The sequence below is a fragment of the Mesorhizobium sp. M8A.F.Ca.ET.202.01.1.1 genome (assembly GCF_004791595.1).
Taxonomy (GTDB): domain Bacteria; phylum Pseudomonadota; class Alphaproteobacteria; order Rhizobiales; family Rhizobiaceae; genus Mesorhizobium.
This window is the reverse complement of the sequence record NZ_SRUN01000021.1, coordinates 16,481-35,611: the sequence shown is the minus strand read 5'-3', so window position 1 is coordinate 35,611 and position 19,131 is coordinate 16,481. Positions and strand designations below refer to the sequence as shown.

The following is a 19,131-nucleotide window of genomic DNA, read 5'->3' as shown; positions in this document are numbered from 1 at the left end:
CGATGGCGAAGCGCGTGTCATTGATGCTGTAGGTGACGGTCGAGCCCGCGTCGGGATCGGTGGCCGATGCTGTGATCCCGGTGGCTGCCCCCGCCGCGGCGAGTTCGGCGATCTGGTTGGTGGTGGGATCAGCGTCGGGCGGTGCGTTGAAGGCAACCGGCAACTGGCTGGCCGTGACGCCGATTGTAAAGGCGTGGGTATCGATGCTGCCGTCGGACGAGGTTGCCGTCACGTTGAAGTTGACTGAAGGCTCCGAGGACGCGTTAAGCGTGCCCGTGCCGGAGCGCGTGATGACGCCGGTGCTGGCGTTGATGGCAAAGCGCGAGTCGTCGATGCTGTAGGTGATCGTCGAGCCGGCATCGGGATCCGTCGCCGAGGCGGTGATCCCGACCGCCGTGCCGGCGGCGGCGCTCTGGGCGATCTGGTTGGCGGCGGCGTTAGCGTCGGCCGGGGTGTTGAAAGCGACCGGCTCCGGGCTGTTGAGCACGGCGAGGCTGAAGGCCTGGTTGGCGGTGCTGCCGTCGGAGGAGGTTGCCGTCACTGTCAGATTGATCGACGACTGGGTCTCGAAGTCGAGCGTGCCGGTGGCTGAGCGCGTGATGACGCCGCTGCTGGAATTGATGGCGAAGCGCGTGTCATTGATGCTGTAGGTGACGGTCGAGCCCGCGTCGGGATCGGTGGCCGATGCTGTGATCCCGGTGGCTGCCCCCGCCGCGGCGAGTTCGGCGATCTGGTTGGTGGTGGGATCGGCGTCGGGCGGTGCGTTGAAGGCTACCGGATTGCCGGATCCTGGCAGCAGATATTCGATGTGCAGCAGTGGCGCGCTGGCCGGATTGTATTCGTAGGAATCGGCCGTGCGCGTGCCAGTGCCGCTGACCAAAAATGCCATGTCGTTGAGCGCGGCCCAGCCCGAGCGGTTGACGATCTCCTGCACGATCGTCGAAAGGTCAGGCGTGCGCTCGGCCATGTCATGCTCGCCCACAATGGTCCACGGGTCCGGCGTCCAGGCCGTGGAGGCTGTCGTCCTCGGAAGCGCGGACACGTTGAAGCTGACGGCCGTAAAAGGGCTGGCGTCGTCAACATTATCGCCTTGAATGAGCAGCGACGCCGCGCCGGTCTTCACCTCATTGGCCTGGAACTGGATATAGGCGTTGGTGATGATCGCGCCCTTCGGGAGGTCGATGCTGGTGAAGCGGAGGCCGACCGTCTGGCGGGTGCTGCCGTCATAGCCCAGTTCCAGATCGCTGATGTTGCTCGAGATCGTACCGGAGCCCTTCTCCTCGACATCGTCGCCGGCGGTCGCCACCCTTGTCTCGAAGATCGGGTCGATCGCACTAGAGCTGGCGGCGAGAAAGCTGCTGCTGGTGGTGACACTAGCGCCGGTCGAGACCGTGCCGGCGTCAGCGATGGGGGTAGGGGCGGTGAAGGTGACGCCGCTGCCGGCATGGCCCGTTCCCGCAAACTGCCTGAGGCCGGTGTCTTTCGTCGCCACGCTGTCGAGAAAGGTGCTATCCGGATGGATGCCAAGCCCGGCTGCCGCGTCCGCCAGCCCGATCAACTCGCCACCGGTTGCCGTGATCGGGACGGCGCTTTGGCTGTCACTGTGTTTGCCGGTTTCGACGGCGAGGCTGACGCCATCGGATGCCCCGGAAGCCTGCGACACGCCGTCATCGCCATGCACGTGCTCCGCAACCGAGCCGTCATCGAGCGGTTGAAGGCCTTTGAGGAGGGGCGTCGAACCGAGCTCCGTCGCGAGCAGTCCGATTGCATTGCCGCTATCTGGAAGCCGATGTGGTTTGGACATCGCAGAACTCCTTTGCCGCCGTTTTCCGCACTTGGGCCTCGCTAGGCCCTGATATCGACGCCACGGCCAGGTCCGATCCGCGGCGATCGAGGACTCCGGCTGTCAGAGGCGTGTGTGGAGGCGATGTGCTTGCTGGGCATCCGGGCAGGCTGCAGTGAAATGGATCACGACAGGACCTTGAAGCAACGCGTCCTGCCGGATCAGGCGAGCAGCCAACCATTCAATTGGAATTCATAGATCTTGCCGTCATTTTCGGTTGGATATGGGTCATTATCCAGGCCCCGATCCACGATGTACAGGCTCATATGGTGGCTCGGATCGTCGCTGCTCGGCGCCAGCGCTATTCCCGATGGTTTGTGCGCGTGGGCTGCGGAGATATCGAGCGTGCCCAATAACTGCCCGGTACGCGTCACCATTGCTACCGACTTTGTCGACGTAATGATATAAAGGAGGTCGTTGACTTGGTCATACGCAATACTTTCGTCGCCAGGGTTCCCCAGCGCTTGCGCAGAAAAACTCGTCACGATGTCGTCGCCGCCCGTACTCGCGACGCCGTCGAATTTGCCGTTGGGACCCGGTGAGACGGCGTAAATCGTCTGGGTTGAGCCATCCGCGACATACAAGACTTTATGGTTCGGGTCATAGGCGACGCTCTCCGGATCCGAACTGCCGAACGCGGATGTCTTGAAAGAGGTCACCTTATCGTCGGACGTGTTGTAAAGCCCGTCTATACCGGGGTTGAGCTCGTACACGCTCTTCGGGGCAGTGTCGTCCGCGAAGAAGAGATGGTGGTTAGCAGGATTATAAGCCACCCCGGCCGGCTCATCGGAGAACTTGACGGTCGTGAGCGTGCCCGCAAGGGTGCCGTTCAAATTCATCTGGTAGAGATTCTTGCCAGTAAAAAGCGCAGGTATCTCCTCGACTTCGCTGTCGGCAACCAGCAACGTGCCGAGGTGAGAGATATAGACGATATCAGTCGGGTCGGGACTCGGCGGCGACCACTGCGAAGTCAGGATTGTGTGTGACAAGGTCACCGACGTCGGCAGCTGGTGGGCCGTGACGTTGACGTTGAAGGCATGGGTATCGATGCTGCCATCGGACGAGGTCGCCGTGACGGTGAGGGCGACCGACGGCTCGGACTGGGCGTTGAGCGTGCCGGTACTCGAGCGTGTGATGACGCCGGTGCTGGCGTTGATGGCAAAGCGCGAGTCGTCGATGCTGTAGGTGATCGTCGATCCGGCATCGGGATCCCTGGCCGAGGCGGTGATCCCGACCGCCGTGCCGGCGGCGGCGGTCTGGGCGATCTGGTTGGCGGCAGCGTTAGCGTCGGCCAGGGTGTTGAAAGCGACCGGCTCAGGGCTGTTGAGCACGGCGAGGCTGAAGGCCTGGTTGGCGGTGCTTCCGTCGGACGAGGTTGCCGTCACTGTCAGATTGATCGACGACTGGGTCTCGAAGTCGAGCGTGCCGGTGGCCGAGCGCGTGATGACGCCGCTGCTGGAATTGATGGCGAAGCGCGAGTCATTGATGCTGTAGGTGACCGTCGAGCCGGCATCGGGATCGGTGGCCGATGCTGTGATCCCGGTGGGTGCGCCTGCCGCGGCAAGCTCGGCGATCTTGTTGGCGGCAGTGTTGGCATCCGGCGGGGTGTTGAAAGCTACTGGATTGCCGGATCCTGGCAGCAGATATTCGATGTGCAGCAGTGGCGCGGTGGCCGGATTGTATTCGTAGGAATCGGCCGTGCGCGTGCCAGTGCCGCTGACCAAAAATGCCATGTCGTTGAGCGCGGCCCAGCCCGAGCGGTTGACGATCTCCTGCACGATCGCCGAAAGGTCAGGCGTGCGCTCGGCAGCGCCATGCTCGCCCACAATGGTCCACGGGTCCGGCGTCCATGCCGTGGAGGCTGTCGTCCTCGGAAGCGCGGACACGTTGAAGCTGACGGCCGTAAAAGGGCTGGCGTCGTCAACATTATCGCCTTGAATGAGCAGCGACGCCGCGCCGGACTTCACCTCATTGGCCTGGAACTGGATATAGGCGCTGGTGATGATCGCGCCCTTCGGCAGATCGATGCTGGTGAAGCGGAGGCCGACCGTCTGGCGGGTGCTGCCGTCATAGCCCAGTTCCAGATCGTCGACATTGCCCGATATCGTACCGGAGCCCTTCTCCTCGACATCGTCGCCCGCGGTCGCCACCCTTGTCTCGAAGATTGGGTCGATCGCACTGGAGCTGGCGGCGAGGAAGCTGCTGCTGGTTGTGACCGCTGCGCGTGTCGAGACCGTGCCGATGTCGGCAACTGCCTCAGGGGTGGTGGCGATGTAGGTGACATGGCTGTCGGCAGGGCCCATTTCCGCATCGTGCCACAAGTCGAGAAAGCTGCTGTCGGGATGAATGCCAAGTCCGGCTGCCGTCTCGGTGAGGCCGGTCAGTTTCAATCCGCCATCGCCCCCCAAAGTCGGCGTGACCCCATCTGCGGTGCTAAGATCCAGCTTGTTCGCGGCCGGATCCAAGCTGGTAGTGTGACTACCATTGCCGGTTTCGGCAGCCAGCCCGTCGCCGATATCGGAGAGCACCCGAGCCGTTTCGTTGCCGATCGCTCTTCCGCTCGGCTGGGTCCAATTGTCGTCGGTCAGCCAGTCGCCATTGATGCCGGAGTCAGTGTCGGATTCCGTCATCAAGAGCTTCGCGTCATTCCAGGGAAGCCCAGCGAGTTTTACCACGTCGAATCTCCTCTGCACATTTCTCGATTAAATCGGAATCTCGACGTGCCCGACCCGAGGGCTGTTGCGACCCCAGATCGAGCATGGCGATGGGTAACGTTGGACATGAAAGCCGTCGCCCGAAATCCATGGCCGTGCGGTCAAGCGTTGAATTCTACGGGATCAGTCAGTTACCTTCCTCATCCTTGGCCAGGCGGGCGCAACGGCCGCGAGCAAGCGCAGCAGTGATAGCCCGTCCCGCCCAAGGAACAGCGACGGCAGGATCCAGCACAGCAGCAAGCCCCCGGCAGATGCCAGCAATGCCGTATCGATAAGCAGGGGAAGGGGAGATAGACGGAACTCGCGTAGCCATTCCACGAGCCCCCATACGCCGGTTCCGACCACGCCCGCGAGTGCCAGACCGGGTACGTGGGCCATAAGGAAGTCTCCCCAGGTCATGCCGGTCACGCGAAGGCTCAACTGTGCCATCAGGAAGAAGTTGATCCCGAAAGCCGCGCCGACGCCGAACGCCACGCCTTCTATGCCCCAGAGTTGCCCTATGAGGGAGCCGGCGAAGACGCCGATGGTGAAAACCGCCTGGCGCCAGGCGCGCGCGTAGACAGTCCCTGTTGCGCGCGAGACGGAATCGCTCAGCTTGTAGCTCGTGCGGAACAGCATGCTGAACGCCAGGATCTGGAGCGGGGCGACGACCGCTACCCATCCCCGCCCGAGAATGACGGCAACCAACTCCGGCGCGACGATGGCCACGACCACACTGGCCGGCAGGACAAGCAGGGCGCACCCCGCGACTGCGCTGCGATAGGCACGAGCAAGCCGCGCGGGCTGCTCCTGGACCAGCGCCATGGTTGGGAACAGCACCCGATCAAGAACCTGACCGACGATGACCGCGGGCGTCGTCATCAACTGTGACGACAGGCCGTACAGGCCAAGCGCATCAGCGCCGAGCCAGCGGCCCACGACAAGCCTGTCCGCCTGGGTGGCGAGGTAATTGAAGACCCGGGCGATGGTAAAACCGCTTCCGAAATAGAGCAGTTCGACGATGGCGCGCCGCTCCAGCAAAGGCCGCATCGGATGCGGCTGGCCGGCGAGCAGCACGACCATGCGGATGAATTGCTGGATCAGGAGCGCGCCGACAAGCGCCCAGATGCCCAAGCCGAGCCATGCCAGAATCGGACCGGCAACGACGTAACCCAAGGCAAAGGCGCTGGCGTCGACCAACGCCAGCCAGCGGAACCGCAGCGCGCGCTGGGCCGCGGCCAATGCCACCATGGAAGCGCCTTGGAAAAGGAACACGAAGCAGATGGCACGAACGACCGGAGCCAGATCGGCGAGGCGAAGCAGCCCGGCAATTGCCGGTGCCATCGCCCAGACCAACGCGGACACAGCGAGGCCGAGGAGGCATGACAAAGTGAAGCCGACCCGAAGATGTCGCTCGTCCAGCACCGGTCGCTGGACGATCGCGGGGGTAATGCCAAGTCCCTGGAAGATCGCCGAAAACTTGATGACGATCAGCGCTGCGGAGTAGAGGCCGAACTCATTGGGCGAGAGCAGCCGAGCCAGGATGAGAAGCGCGACAAGCTCCGCAACCGCAAGGGCACCCATGGACAGGGACGTCCAGAACATGCCCACGACACTTTGTTTTGCTAGCCCGCGCTGGTTGTTGCTCACGCCTCTCTCCAATCGCCTCGGCCGACCCAAACAGGCGGCCACTGCGTCCTTGCCGGATCCGCCGAGTGACACGATTACGTTGGATGATGCGCAGCCACGCGCCCGCGCCTGCACGAAGTTATGATCGCATGGGTCATGAAGGGTCCTCCGCTGCGGTGCCGTCCGCCCGCGCCCAGCGCGCCTTACCTATCGAAGGAGCGAGGGGATCTCGTAGCGATAGAACTCCATCTCGTCCCGGACCTCCGGTATGATCGCCGTTAGATCCTTCCTTTCGAGACGGAGCCACTTCTGCTGGCGGCCGGGATCGATCATCTCCTTGGCCGTTCGGACGATATCGTCGGTGCAGTTCAGCCCGCAATGTTCAAAGATGCGGCGCAAAACCAACTCGGGATCCTGTATCAAATCCTCGTAGCGAAAAGACAGCACGCGGCCGTCGCCCAGCTTGGCGAGATCTTCTCGGGCCTTTCGATTGCCGCGCGCCCACTGGCGCGCGATAACCGTCAATTTCTCATTCTCCTTCAAATCTCGCTCTATCCCGTTGTAACGCGGTCCATAGATCGATGTGTATTTCCTTCCCAATACCCTTTTCGTGACCACCTGTTTTATAATATCTTTTGCGTAATAGTGAATTTGCGTTACCGGAGTGATCTTCAAAAGGCGTATTAAACCTTTGAGAGACTTTGCTCTCTGCCACTTAAGCTCCATCGAGCTTATGTACGAAAATGGATTTCTCGTAATATAGAGAAATATAGCCTCCGGAAAAATCTCGTGGACAAACGGCACGCGCAAGACATTGGCAGGGGTATTTTCCATGATCTGTCGGCCGCCGTGCCGCGACTGATATTCGAGGAACCTGCCGCGAATGTAACGTGCGACCCTTTCGGTTGCATCGGTTTCGCCAAATTCGTCATGACGCCGCGCCGGATCGGCATATAGCCACAATGTTTTTGGCTCGTACCAGGTAACGATGTCGGGATGCAGCCCGATCAATTTTTGTGCAATTGTGGTCCCCGACCGATAGTTGCCGATCAGAAAAATCGGAGGTTTCAGCTCTGTTGCTGCCATGACAAGTCTCCGTCGCTAAAAGGTTAGCCGGGGTCGCGCCGATCCGCGCGACAAGCGTCGCCGCGCGGCTATTGGTCTCTGAACGCACGCATCATCTGGTCCGTCAAAGGCTTCATCAGGTAGGAGAGCATCTTGCGGTCACCAGTCCGTATGAACGCTTCCACCGGCATGCCGGGAATGAGCGAGGCAGGGCCAAGTTTCGTCAAATCCTTCGGGTCCGGGGTGATGCGGACTACGTAGTAGACTTCATTGGTGTGCTGATCGCGCGTTACGTCGGCCGCAATCATGGACACCACGCCTTCCGTTTCGGGCGTAGTGCGGACGTTGAAGGCGGTGAAGCGAAGAAGTGCGCGTTGGCCGACCAAGATCTGATCGATGTCCTGCGGAGCGGCCTTCACCTCGACCGTGAGAGTGTCGGTGTCGGGAACGATCAGCATTATCGGCTCGCCCGCACTGATCACGCCGCCCACGGTATGGATTGAAGATTGATGGACCGTGCCGCTGGAGGGAGCGCGAATATCGATGCGTGACAGCTGGTCCTCGGCGGTGACTTTTCGTTCCTCGAATTCGGCGATCTTGGCGTCGACATCGCGCAGTTCGCTGCCAGTCTCGCTGGAGAACTCCTTGTCCAGCTGAAGGATCTGGAGCTCAACTTCGGCGATGGCGCCTTGTGCCTGCGCCATGCTTGACACAAGCTGAGACCTTTCACCCTCGATGCGTGTTGCCTCGCGTTCATATTCCGTCAGCTTCGACTTGAGTGTGAGCTTCTTGTCGACAAGGCTGCGGATATCGACGAGTTCATCGTTGATCAACTCGATCTCCTTGCTCTTTGCCGATTCCTGAGCCGAGTAACCTTCGATCTGCTTTCCGAACTGCTCGATGCGTTCGCGCAAGCGCGCCTTGTTGCCAAAAACCTCGGTTCGACGAAGTTCGAAAAGTCGTTGTTCGCTAGCCACGGTGCTGGCAATCTCCGGGTTGTTCATTCGCGTGGCAAGCATCGGAGCAAGTGTCATCCGCCCGCTGCCGTCACGCTCCGCCTCGAGCCGGGACTTTCGCGCGTAGAGCTCATCCAGATTCTTTGTCACGTAAGCCAGGCTGGCACGCGGGATAGTGTCGCTAAGCTGGACCAAGATATCCCCGGCCCGGACACGGTCGCCATCGCGCACGAGAATCTTACCGACCACGCCACCCGTCGGGTGTTGCACCTTCTTTTCGCTGTTCTCGACGACCACCCAGCCATGCGAAATGATGGCTCCCGAAATGTCCGCTGTCCCGGCCCAGACTCCCATTCCGCCGAGGAGCAGTGCGACGACAGTCATCCCACCGAGCAGATTGCGGCGAATGGATCGCCGGTTTGAAAGCGATCGGTTCAAGACAGGAGCCATGATTGCCTGTTTCCCATGTGCCGCAAGTCGTCAATTCGGCAGTCGAGGCGAGGTTGAAACCGGCTGCAGGTCCGCTGTATTGGCCTGTGACATCGGAAAGAGCTTGGACAGAACGGACTGCTTCGTTCCAAACATGTGCATCCGCCCTTCCTTCATCATCAGCACGAAATCCACAGTGGTGAGAATGTTCGGACGGTGCGCGACGATCGCCACGATGCCGCGGCGCGCCTTGATTGCGAGGATCGCCTCGGCGAGCGCCCTTTCGCCTTCCATGTCGAGATTGGAGTTGGGCTCGTCGAGGACGACCATGAACGGATTTCCATAGAGTGCCCGTGCCAAGGCAACGCGCTGGCGCTGTCCGGCTGACAGCGCGGTCCCGCCCTCTCCGATCTGCGTCTCGTAGCCATTCGGAAAACCGATGATTAGCTCATGGACGCCCGCCGCGCGGGCGGCGGCGACAATGGCCCGCGGGTCCGATCCAGGATCGAAGCGGGCGATGTTGGCGGCAACCGTTCCCGCGAACAGTTCGACGTCCTGCGGAAGGTAACCTATGTGGCGGCCAAGACGCTCCGACGACCACTGATCGAGCGCGGCACCATCAAGCTTGATACGCCCCGCCAGCGGTCGCCATGCGCCTACCAGCCCACGAGCCAGGCTGGATTTGCCGGAGCCACTTGGTCCGATGATGCCAAGCACCGAGCCGGCGTCCAGGCTGAAGTCCACGCCTCGCACGATGATCCGTTGCACGCCTGGTGCACCGATCGTGATGTTCTCTATCGTCAAGTTCGAACCGGGCACCGGAAGTGCCATCGGCTGAGCGTCTTGCGGCAATCGGGCGAGCAACTGGCTCAGCCTGCTCCAGCTCTGGCGTGCGGCCACGAAGCTGCGCCAATGGGCGATGGCAAGATCGACAGGCGCAAGCGCACGGCCCGCGAGGATGGAGCCGGCGATGATGATCCCGGACGTCGCCTCGCCCTGGATCACCAGCCAGGCCCCTATACCAAGCATTGCCGACTGGAGCATCAGCCGCAAGGCGCGGGCGAAGCTGCCGAAGCCGCCTACGATATCGCTGACATGCTGCTGTTGCGTGAGATATTCGCGGCTCGCCTCCCGCCAATGGTCGTGTAGGCGGCTGCCCATTCCCATTGCCGCGAGAACCTCCGCGTTGCGGCGACTGGCTTCGGCTAAGCCGTTGCGCTTCACGCCCGTCGAAACCGCGGCGCCCATTGGTTTGCGCGTGAAGACCTCGGTCGCCGCCGTCAGCGCCACCAACACGATTGCACCGCAAATCGCCGCAATTCCGAGGGTCGGATGAAGGCTCCATATGATTGCCAGATAAAAGGGCATCCACGGAAAGTCGAAGAGTGTGCTTGGCCCCGGGCTCGACAGAAACACGCGGATGTTGTCGAGATCGCGTTGCGGCTGCAGCCCATCGCCCTGGTGGCCGATGTACAAGGGCAGCCTCGACACGGCTGTGAATACGCGCCCCCCGACCGTTTCGTCCAGTTCTCCACCGATCCTGGTCATGATGCGGCTGCGCACGAGATCGATGACCGCCTGCCCGACAAACAGAACGCCGGCCAATATCGCCATGGCTACCAGAGTCGGAACGCTGCGGCTTGGCAGTACGCGATCGTAGACCTGCAACATGAACATCGCTCCGGTCAGCATGAGGATGTTGCTCACGCCGCTAAAAACCGCGACTCCCGCGAATGCTGCCTTGCAGGAACGCAACGCACAGGCCAGTTCCGAACCAGGCGCCGGCTGGATGTCTCTTGCCGAGGGGCTGGCGCCGGCGTTCGTGGACGCGCTTGGCAAGCCGCCCCTTCGCCTTGCCTTGCGGGCGGCTGCGAGCAACAGCAAGCCCACCGCCGCGAACGCCAGCCAAACCGGAAGAGCGTCTGGACCAGCCAGCAAGACCAGTGGATCGGAGAAGTATCCCCGGTCCACCACGAAATCGGTCCACGGTCGCGGCAGCCAGTTGCGGCCGAGGTCAACGTGGCGCTGCAGAAATGCAGCTCCCGCAAGCGCAAGAGCGAGGAGGAGCAGGATTGCACCTGGAATGCGCGATCGGATGATGGCGCGGTGGCGCGGGGCGTAACGCACCGTCGTCTTGCGGCGCGCCGTTGCACGGAGGAGATTGAGCCGCCTCTGCTCCGCTTTGGCGTGGGAATTCGCCCGGCGGAAGCGATTTCCCACCACTGTCAGTGCTGGCCCAAGGCTCATGTCAAACCTCTGAGGTGCCAAGGTCGGACTATCTCAGGCCGTTCAAGGCACAACGAACCCAAGAGCGTTGCGAAGCAACGATCGCGGCCCTGAAGCAAAGCTTTACTCGAGGAAGTGGGCATATTCGTGCTATTGGCCGACAATGCTTGGCTGGAGGCCCTCCGCATTTGGGCTCCCCATTGTTCCGGAAGTGTCCGGCGCGTAGAACCCTTTGTTGGCCGCGATCGAAACCTCGATGACATCGCCAGCCAGAACTTCCGTATTTTCATTGGCGATGATGTCGTGGGCGACTTTCCGGTCGCGCCTGAAGATCGAGATCTTCACGGAGCCTTGCAAGTCGTCGAAGGTCCGCTGTTCGCCATATGTAAATATAAAGAGAAGCTTGTCGGCGACATACCTTATTTGGCTTTGAATTTTCCCCAACTCGACCTGCGTGTCTTGGGTCTGCGAGATCAAGTCCATTTCATAACTCTGCTTCTTTTTTCGAAGCTCGCTTTCAGCGGTCAGCATCGCCTGCTGCGCCTGCTCCTGCTGCAGCTCGGTCTGCGAAAGTTCGGCGCGATAGCTGGTATGTGCTCGTTCGGCCGTCATGACATTCGAATTGGTGACCAGGCCTTTTTCCCGCAATGACCGGGCAGACTGCAGTTCCTCGAGTTGAATGTCCGCGGTCTTTTCTCGTTCCTTTCGAGTGGCAGCGACCATATCCGCTTCCTTCCTGGCCCGCTCCAACGAGACATCAAGGTAGGAAATGTCGTCCCGATATGCGGCGAGGCGGGCGTCCAACTGCGCCTGTTCGGACGCTACGATGTCGTCAATCAAGTGTCCGCCAAACTCGACAGGCGGATCGGGCGGAGCAACGAAAGATTTGTCCTGGCGGCTTTCCGCCTGGAGCCGGGCGAGCCGAACCTTTAGGCGATATTCCTCGATCGCCAGACCTGCCCGCGCGCTGCGCAGATCAGCTATTTGCAAGGCCGGCTCCGTGTTTCCCACGGCGGTAGCCCGAAAGCCACCTGCTATAGCCAGTGCATGACGAACCGTTATTCCGGGTTGAAACGGGTACGATCCGGGATGAGCCACCGTTCCGGAAATAAAGAATGGCCGGTACTGACCGATCTCCACTTTCACGAAAGGATCGAGGATGAGCTTCTGCTCCTGAAATGCACGCTGAATGGCCTTCGAAAGGACAACGGTGGTGAGGCCGCGCGCCTGAACATCGCCCAACATGGGAAGCGATATCGAACCGCGATCATCGACCACGACTTCCAGCGGATAGGATGGCTCGCCAATCACGGATACACGCAGGACGTCACCGGTGTCGAACGTATAGCCGTCCGCACGGGATGCATCTGCGGTGAGCAGAACAAAGGCAATGGCCAGACCGCCAATCATTGCGAGCGTGCGGCTGGCCGGAAAAAGCCGTCGGACCCAATCCTCCATTAGCGAAGGCCCGGAAGGAAAGTGCTGGTCTGCACGCAAACGCATCGTCGTACTCCGTTGTCTTGCCTGCGGTCAGGACCAATCGACATTCGTCGGCCGGAGCGTGACAGCAAGGTAGGGTTCGAGCAGTAAGCCTTGAAAATCCGGACTCCGTCGAAGGAGAAAAGGGATCAAAATCCGGGCAGTCCTAAAGGTTGCTTGGCGAGGCCGTCGCGAATTCGCGGGTCGTGTGGCCTTCCTGCTGAAAGGGTTGACTCGAGAGCGGATTGATAGATCAGCTCGACCCTATCGCACATTGTATCCAACCCCCAGGATGCCAGGTCGGTGAGTTTCGCGCTCTCAGCCAATCGAGCGCGGTAGTGTTCATTTTGGAGAAGGTCGGCGATCGCCGCCGCCGCGGCGCCAACGTCTTCTGCCGGCGTCACAATTCCATTCACGCCATGCTTTACAACCTCTTCCACTCCCGGCAGATGCGAGACCACACTGGCTCGACCGCCCGCCAGATACTGCATCATGACGCGAGGCAGTCCTTCTCGCATCGAGGTCAGCACACACACGTCCGCCAGACTGATCAGTCGCTCGGGCTCGCTATGGTAGCCGATCATGCGAACGTTGTTTGCGTACGGGGATCGTGCAATCGCCGACTCAATAGCGGATCGCGCCGGCCCCTCGCCGGCCAAGAGCAGCCGCACGTTCGGAACTCGCTCGACGACCTGCCCAAATGCTTCAATGAACTCTATATGGCGTTTTCGCGGTTCCAGCGCGGCCAGCATCAGGATCACCGGTGGCTTAGGCTCTCCGACAGCCGTCCCCAGGAGCAGATGCGATTGCTGTGGCCATTGCGCGTTCGCGAAGCGCTTCAGATCGAAGCCGGAGTGGACGACGTGGTGCTGATCGGCGCTACCCAAATGATTGGCGATGCAAATGTCACGCATAGCCTGGCTGACATCGATGAAAGCCTGTGTACACTTCGCGGCCAAGCGTTCGGCAGCCAGGTACATCAGCCTCTGCGCATTGCCCACATGCACGAAGGGCAAAATGTGCACGCCATGTATGATGCAGGGGATATTGGCTTCCCTTGCAGCGAGGCGGCCGACGATGCCGGCCTTGCTTTGATGGGTGTGCACGATGTCAGGCCGCCAGTCGCGCATAAGGCGCGTGAGTTGGCCAAATGCAGAAATGTCACGGGATGGCGAAATCGAGTTGATGAGCCGCTCAAGAGTCTCAACCCGAACGGCTTCGGCAACTGACATCCGCAAATTCGGATCGTACTCCTCGCCGTGAACCAAACGCACTTCGTGGCCGTGCCGCGCCTGAGCGAGACAGCAGGCCAATGTGTTCTCTTCGGAACCTCCCCGAAGAAGTCGGGTGAGCACATGGAGGATTTTCATTTGCCAATACCTTAGGGGACATGAAATCCAGGGCGGCGCATTCGAGCGCAAAATCGAATTTCACGCGGCCGCATCGACGTCCGACAGCGACCGCGGCGCCGGCACTTCTGCGCTGTTCGCCGCTGGCCGGTCATGCTTGAACTGTTCGGCGCCGGGCAAGGCATGGAGCCAGGTCTCGCGTCTTGAGGTCCACAATTCATATTCGGGCACGAGATCGGTCGGCACGACGTCGAGGCTGCCGATCATCACCTCAGCCTCATTGTCGTCGACCCGGGCGACGCGGCCGCCGCAGGTCTGGCAGAAGCTGCGCGTGCCGTAGGAGCTGACGAGGCCCGTCTTTTCGAAGGCCTCGCGCGGCCAGATGGCAAAGGCCGAATAGGTCGAGCCGCCGGCCTTGCGGCAATCCTTGCAATGGCAAAGACCAATGCGGAGCGGCGGACCGCGGACCGAGAACTGCACGCCGCCGCACAGGCAACTGCCGGTCCTGCGTATGGTTTCGGACATGGCAACCTCCGTCATTGCGTGCTGTTGTGGGCCGGATGGGACAGGTGCTCGCCCCGAAACGGAGCCATATTCACTCGTTCAAGTCAGAGCCCCGTGCCGATCGTGGGATGAAACAGGCTCTATCGGCGCGCCGCTATCGAGCGCGAGCGTTCGGCGGCTTTCCCACGCCTCGCAGGGAACACCTGTCGTTTCGCGATGGCGGAAGGCCGCGCATCGGGGTCTGTTTGGATACTGGCCGATGAGCTGCCCGCCCTGCCTCTCACAAAGACAGCCAGATATGCCTGAACAGTTCCCGTCCGACCGCCTCGATGCCAGCGCTTGCGTCAACGGTTCGGATGTTCTTATCCTTGGCTCGCAACTCCGCCATCAGCGATAGCCGCGCGTCGAAGGCTTCTTTCCTGATTTCTCCCGGCTTTCGCTGCTCGGAGACGGCAAAATCTGAAACCAGGTGCAAAGTGAGGTGTGGCCGGCATTGTGCCATCTTTTGATAGAGCCTTTGCTCGAGGCGAGCGAGAACTGACAGGCCTGGGACGGAGAAGAGGTGCGGTGGGATGGTCGGCCCGTCCAGATATCCGGTACACAGCGCCTGCGGCCACCTGTCACAAATGACGATCAGGCCGCGCGTAGCCCATCGATGCGCACGTTTCACGACAGCGTATCGCTCAAACGCGATCAAAACTGCCCAGAATGCCAGCGCGGTAGCGGCGAGTCCTCCCTTCGACCAATTTCGGCTGACGGAGCTGTTGCCACCATCGTGCTGGGCCAACGACTTTAGGCGGCGTCTGTAGGGAAAAACCAGAGTCTGCAACGCCTTGCGGAGCCACCACCCATTGCCGTCTCCGATTCCGACATAGGCTTGCGCACACCCGAATTTCCATCGAAATATCCGTGTCAGCCGATCAGCTTGAGTGCTCTTTCCCATGCCATCAGGACCGACGAGCGCCACTACAAAGCCACCAGCCGCAGGCCGTCTCTTTGGTGGGAATGTGCCGGGCATCAGGCGCTGAAGGGCCCTCAACGCCAGATATGAGGTCTTGCGGGCCAGGTGAACAACGGCATCGGCGATCCCGTAACCTCCTGCAAAACCGCAGGCTTCACGGATTGAACGCCGGAGCCTGGCAAGATCCCTGCGGTTTGCCATCAAACCGTCGACGCTTTGCAGAAACCTGCAGCTCGTCAATCTGCTGCCGCCAAGCGTGTATTCCGCGACATCCAGGCCTTGCTGGCCTGACGGCAGTGGCGGGCGCGCAAACTGGTCCCTCCAATCACCACCAACGGTGATCCACTGTCGCCAAGGCAATGCCCAGGTCCGGAAGGCGAAGCGGGCAATGGCTATTCGAATCTCGTCCTCGGGGGAGACGACCGGAATAGACACCCCATCCACACAAATTGACTCCCATCGTGTAATCGCCGCATAGTCGAATACCGGATATCGCTTGCGGAATTCCCAGCCGACACGGATCCCGATATGCATGTCGAGATGGAGATAGCGGCCATTTGGAAAGTCAGGCAGGAACCAGTCCTCCCGGCCGGCACAGACATTGTCGTAGCAAGACAGGCTGACGCCGCGACGACCGTGCAGCTTGCTCACGATCGAACAGAAGACCGGGTAGTCGTGCTTGTCCAAAAGGAGATCCAGATCGTCGCGGCCCGCAAGTCCGCTTTGCAGGGACGCGAGATCCTGAATTATTCCGTACTTCAGGCCGCTCTCATTGAATGCTCGAAACAGTTCGCTGGCGATCGGTAGGGCCGGAACTGTTTCGAGGGGCAGCAAGGCGGCGCTTGCGTCGGTTTGAGAAACACCGACATCTGCTTTGTTGATCGACGGGCTCGCCCCAACCGCCCTGGCTGGCGCTGGAACGTTCACCCCGGGCGTCAACGCTTCGACCACCATGCTTGCCTTGGCTTTTGGAACCCAGCGCCGATATTGTTGCGGCTGCAGGCCGTCCCTAGGCTCTCCAGGATCCGCCGGACAGTAGCTTCCGGGTTTGGATTTACGTGAAGGTTGCAAGGGGTTCCCCTGGTTGATCGCGTCGAGCGTCATTCGCTCATCGTCGCCGGTCATCGTATCGGCAGCCTATTGGCCCTGATTTTGTTGAGACGCAGCCCCCGATGTTTTCGATGCCGGGCTGCAGCCTCGGACGTCGCCTTGCAAGCTGCCGCATCGAGGGTGAATTGGGTGGCCAACTCATCCTTCCTTCGCCGGATAGTTTCGGCATCGTCCGAGCAAAAAATATTATACGAGAAATAACGGATAGAATTCAGGATATAATCGAAAGTTTATCTCGGTCGATCGTGATTTGAATCGAACGGTTCATTATATCAAGAAGAATTTTTACCGCTCCAGCACTTCCGACATGATCAAGAACGCCAAGCTGCTCCGAAAACGGCCCGTCTATGACTCTAACTCTTTGACCTGGCCTCAATAAGATATCGGGGTGCAAAATTCCGTCCTCGTCGGTTGCGGCTATCAAGGACTCGATAACGCCGTATGGTGCCGGGACCGGCATTCCTTTGCTCATGACAAGTTTTCGCACGCCGACGGTTGAGTTGATCGGGTACCAACTCTGCTGAGCAGCCAGCGAGACGAACAGATAGCAGTCGAAATACGCACTGGCGACGTTTCTGACAATGCGAGCGTGGCGAACGGTTCGCCTTCGCTTGGGCAGGTATGTTCGGAAGTTCTGCGATAGCAGGTGCCGCTCCGCCAAGCTCTCGGAATGTTGGTGCGTCTGGATCACGTACCAACGCGTAGGGTCCCCGCCGTAAGTTTTTCCAGCCGGCCCCGGGAAGCGATCCTGGTATAATTCAGCGTGCTGCATGGCGAAATATTTCTCTAGTTGAGATAGTAACTGTCCGAAACACTACCTTCGAGGGACGTGTAGCGGCCATATTTTGGCAACTTTGGTTCGTCCACCATTGTCAAGGCGATGCCGGCAATCTTCGACCGACCGCCAAGGTGTCGAATCCCTTCTGCAACGGCCTCGCGCGAAGTTTCGCGCCACTTCACGACAAAGAGGACCTTGTCGACATACCGCGCCAGGATCGTGGCGTCGGCCGCGGCTCCAACAGGTGGTGCGTCAATGATCACCGTGTCGAACTTTCCGCGAAGCTCTTCGAAAACCGAGCGCATCCGCGCCGAAGCAAGAAGGGCAGGCGGGTTCCGGGTCCTTGCGCCGGCAGGGAGTAGGGATATCCCCGAGCGTTCGTCCCGATGAATTGCGTTTGCTGCCTTCACCGGCAATGTCAGAAGGTCGACCAGCCCGACCTTGTCCACCATGCCGAAGAAGGCCGTGGTGGCCGAAAGCCGCAAGTCCGCATCGACGACCAGAACCCGTTCGCCGTCGGCCGCTGCGGAGCAGGCCAAGCTCAATACCAAGGTTGTCTTTCCTTCGCCGGGCATCGCCGATGTCACCAGCATAAGGCGCGGCAAGCGGGCCTGTTCGGGCGTCGCATCGATGCCCAGGCGGAGCCGCCGCACGGCTTCGCTAAACCTGGATAGTGGTCTGCGCTCGAGATAAGCCACAGGTTGGGCTTGGGAATGGGCGTCTCTCGACCAGCCCGCCATCCGTGGGATGGATGCAAGAACCGGAACGGACAGCTCTTCCTCTATCTGCTTCTTTGCCATGAAGCCGGAAGCGAAAAGTTCACGAAGAACGGCCCCTGCCCCCCCGACGAAGAAGCCGAGCACAAGTCCCAACGCCGCGAATAGAGGCCTGTTCGGAAAGCTTGGCGAACCCGGAACAACCGCATCGGTTATCACGCGTACGCCGCTGTTCAGCAGGGTAGACTTCTCCTCGGTGAGCTTGGCGCGTGAAAGGAATGTCTCAAACAGCTCCTTGTTCGCGGCGGCAATCCTTTCCAGGTCGCGCAACTGCACGCCAACCTGACCTTCGACTTCGGATCGGTTGGATACCGAATTCAAGGCTCGGCTGAGGGAAGCTTCCCGGGCCTCGGCAGCGTCCACTTCATTCTTCAGATTGCCGATGAGACGCTGGACTTCGGCGGTAATCTGCCCCTCGATGTCGCGGCGCTCGGCTTGCGCCGCCAGGACATCCGGATGCCGATCGCCGTATTTCAATTTGAGGTCGGCTTCCCGCCGTGTCACTCCAGCGATCTGGGCCCGAAGCGCGCTGATAACTACGGACTGCAAGACGTCCGGCATCGACTGGATGTCGCCTCCGCTGGTCAGCAATTTGTCAACTTGTTGATATTGCGCCCGTTTCTCCGACAATTCGGCGCGTGCAGTAATTAATGCGACATTCAATTCAGACAGCTGCTGGTCAGTCAAACTGCCTGCTGGCGTCGCCAATAGATTGTGATCGATCCGAAACTTCTGGACGGCTTGTTCCGAAAGGCTCAATTCCGCTCGCAGAGATGTGGCCCGCTCACTGAGCCATGTGGACGCTTTCTTGGCCCCTTCGTAGCGGGACCTTACTCGATCAGCGAGGTAGGCCTGGGAGATTGCGTTCGCCAGCGATGCTGCTTTCCCCGGGTCATAGGCGGTCACCGAGATCTCGATAACATCCGCCAATCCAACGCGCGAAACTCCAAGGGCGTTCTGTAGCCATATTAATGCCCCCGGTCCGATCTTTGGGTCTTCCGTCAGCTTTTCACTGTCGACCACCTTCTGAAGGAGCGAGGTGGATCTCAGGACCGCAATCTGACTTTCGATAAATGTTGAATTGTCGGCAAAATCAGAATTCGAATAATCCTGCGGAGTCATATAGTCTATCGGGGCGTCAAGTAACACTTGTGCGACGCCCGTGTAGGATGGTGGAAGGAGATAGGCGGCGGCGACAAATGCGGCGAAGGTGAGCGCAGCAATGCTGCACACCAGCTTCCAGCGGCGGAGAAAGAAATCAAGAATCTCCCGCACGTCGAGCGGCAGTAATTCTCTGGTCATGGTCGGACTGTCAATTGAACTTGCCATTTCC

Annotated in this window: 12 protein-coding genes; all 12 read right to left on the bottom strand. The window is 60.3% G+C overall.

From position 1 onward, the window contains the following. Positions 1-1,804, bottom strand: a 1,804-nt coding sequence (locus EN845_RS31210; RefSeq protein ID WP_189524227.1) for a cadherin repeat domain-containing protein, incomplete at its 3' end; no start/stop codon positions are given. Between the two features lie 200 nt (positions 1,805-2,004). After that, entirely contained in the window at positions 2,005-4,518 is a 2,514-nt protein-coding gene (locus tag EN845_RS31205; RefSeq protein ID WP_245511850.1) for an RTX toxin, read from the bottom strand. A 162-nt stretch (positions 4,519-4,680) separates the two neighbouring features. Then, on the bottom strand, positions 4,681-6,186 hold the full coding sequence (locus EN845_RS31200) for a lipopolysaccharide biosynthesis protein (RefSeq protein ID WP_245511849.1): 1,506 nt from the start codon (positions 6,184-6,186) through the stop codon (positions 4,681-4,683). 186 nt (positions 6,187-6,372) lie between these two features. Then, positions 6,373-7,251 (bottom strand): sulfotransferase, encoded by an 879-nt coding sequence (locus tag EN845_RS31195; protein WP_127873504.1) that lies wholly within the window; start codon positions 7,249-7,251, stop codon positions 6,373-6,375. Positions 7,252-7,319: 68 nt separating this feature from the next. Further along, positions 7,320-8,636 (bottom strand): HlyD family type I secretion periplasmic adaptor subunit, encoded by a 1,317-nt coding sequence (locus EN845_RS31190; protein WP_127873503.1) that lies wholly within the window; start codon positions 8,634-8,636, stop codon positions 7,320-7,322. 30 nt (positions 8,637-8,666) lie between these two features. Beyond that, entirely contained in the window at positions 8,667-10,862 is a 2,196-nt protein-coding gene (locus EN845_RS31185; RefSeq protein ID WP_245511848.1) for a type I secretion system permease/ATPase, read from the bottom strand. Positions 10,863-10,991: 129 nt separating this feature from the next. Continuing rightward, on the bottom strand, positions 10,992-12,344 hold the full coding sequence (locus EN845_RS31180) for a polysaccharide biosynthesis/export family protein (RefSeq protein WP_245511847.1): 1,353 nt from the start codon (positions 12,342-12,344) through the stop codon (positions 10,992-10,994). Positions 12,345-12,469: 125 nt separating this feature from the next. After that, entirely contained in the window at positions 12,470-13,690 is a 1,221-nt protein-coding gene (locus EN845_RS31175) for a glycosyltransferase (protein WP_127873502.1), read from the bottom strand. Between the two features lie 60 nt (positions 13,691-13,750). Further along, positions 13,751-14,194, bottom strand: coding sequence for a GFA family protein (locus EN845_RS31170; RefSeq protein WP_127276025.1), 444 nt, complete (start codon positions 14,192-14,194; stop codon positions 13,751-13,753). A gap of 259 nt (positions 14,195-14,453) precedes the next feature. Beyond that, the gene (locus EN845_RS31165) at positions 14,454-16,259 is read right to left on the bottom strand and encodes a hypothetical protein (protein ID WP_245511846.1); all 1,806 of its coding nucleotides are present in this window, start codon (positions 16,257-16,259) and stop codon (positions 14,454-14,456) included. 196 nt (positions 16,260-16,455) lie between these two features. Next, a complete protein-coding gene (locus EN845_RS31160) occupies positions 16,456-17,016 on the bottom strand; it encodes a transcription termination/antitermination NusG family protein (RefSeq protein WP_127873501.1) in 561 nt (186 codons plus the stop codon). Positions 17,017-17,030: 14 nt separating this feature from the next. After that, positions 17,031-19,127 carry a polysaccharide biosynthesis tyrosine autokinase gene (locus EN845_RS31155; RefSeq protein WP_127873500.1) on the bottom strand — a complete coding sequence of 699 codons (2,097 nt, stop codon included), beginning with the start codon at positions 19,125-19,127 and terminating at the stop codon, positions 17,031-17,033. Between the last annotated feature and the right edge of the window lie 4 nt (positions 19,128-19,131).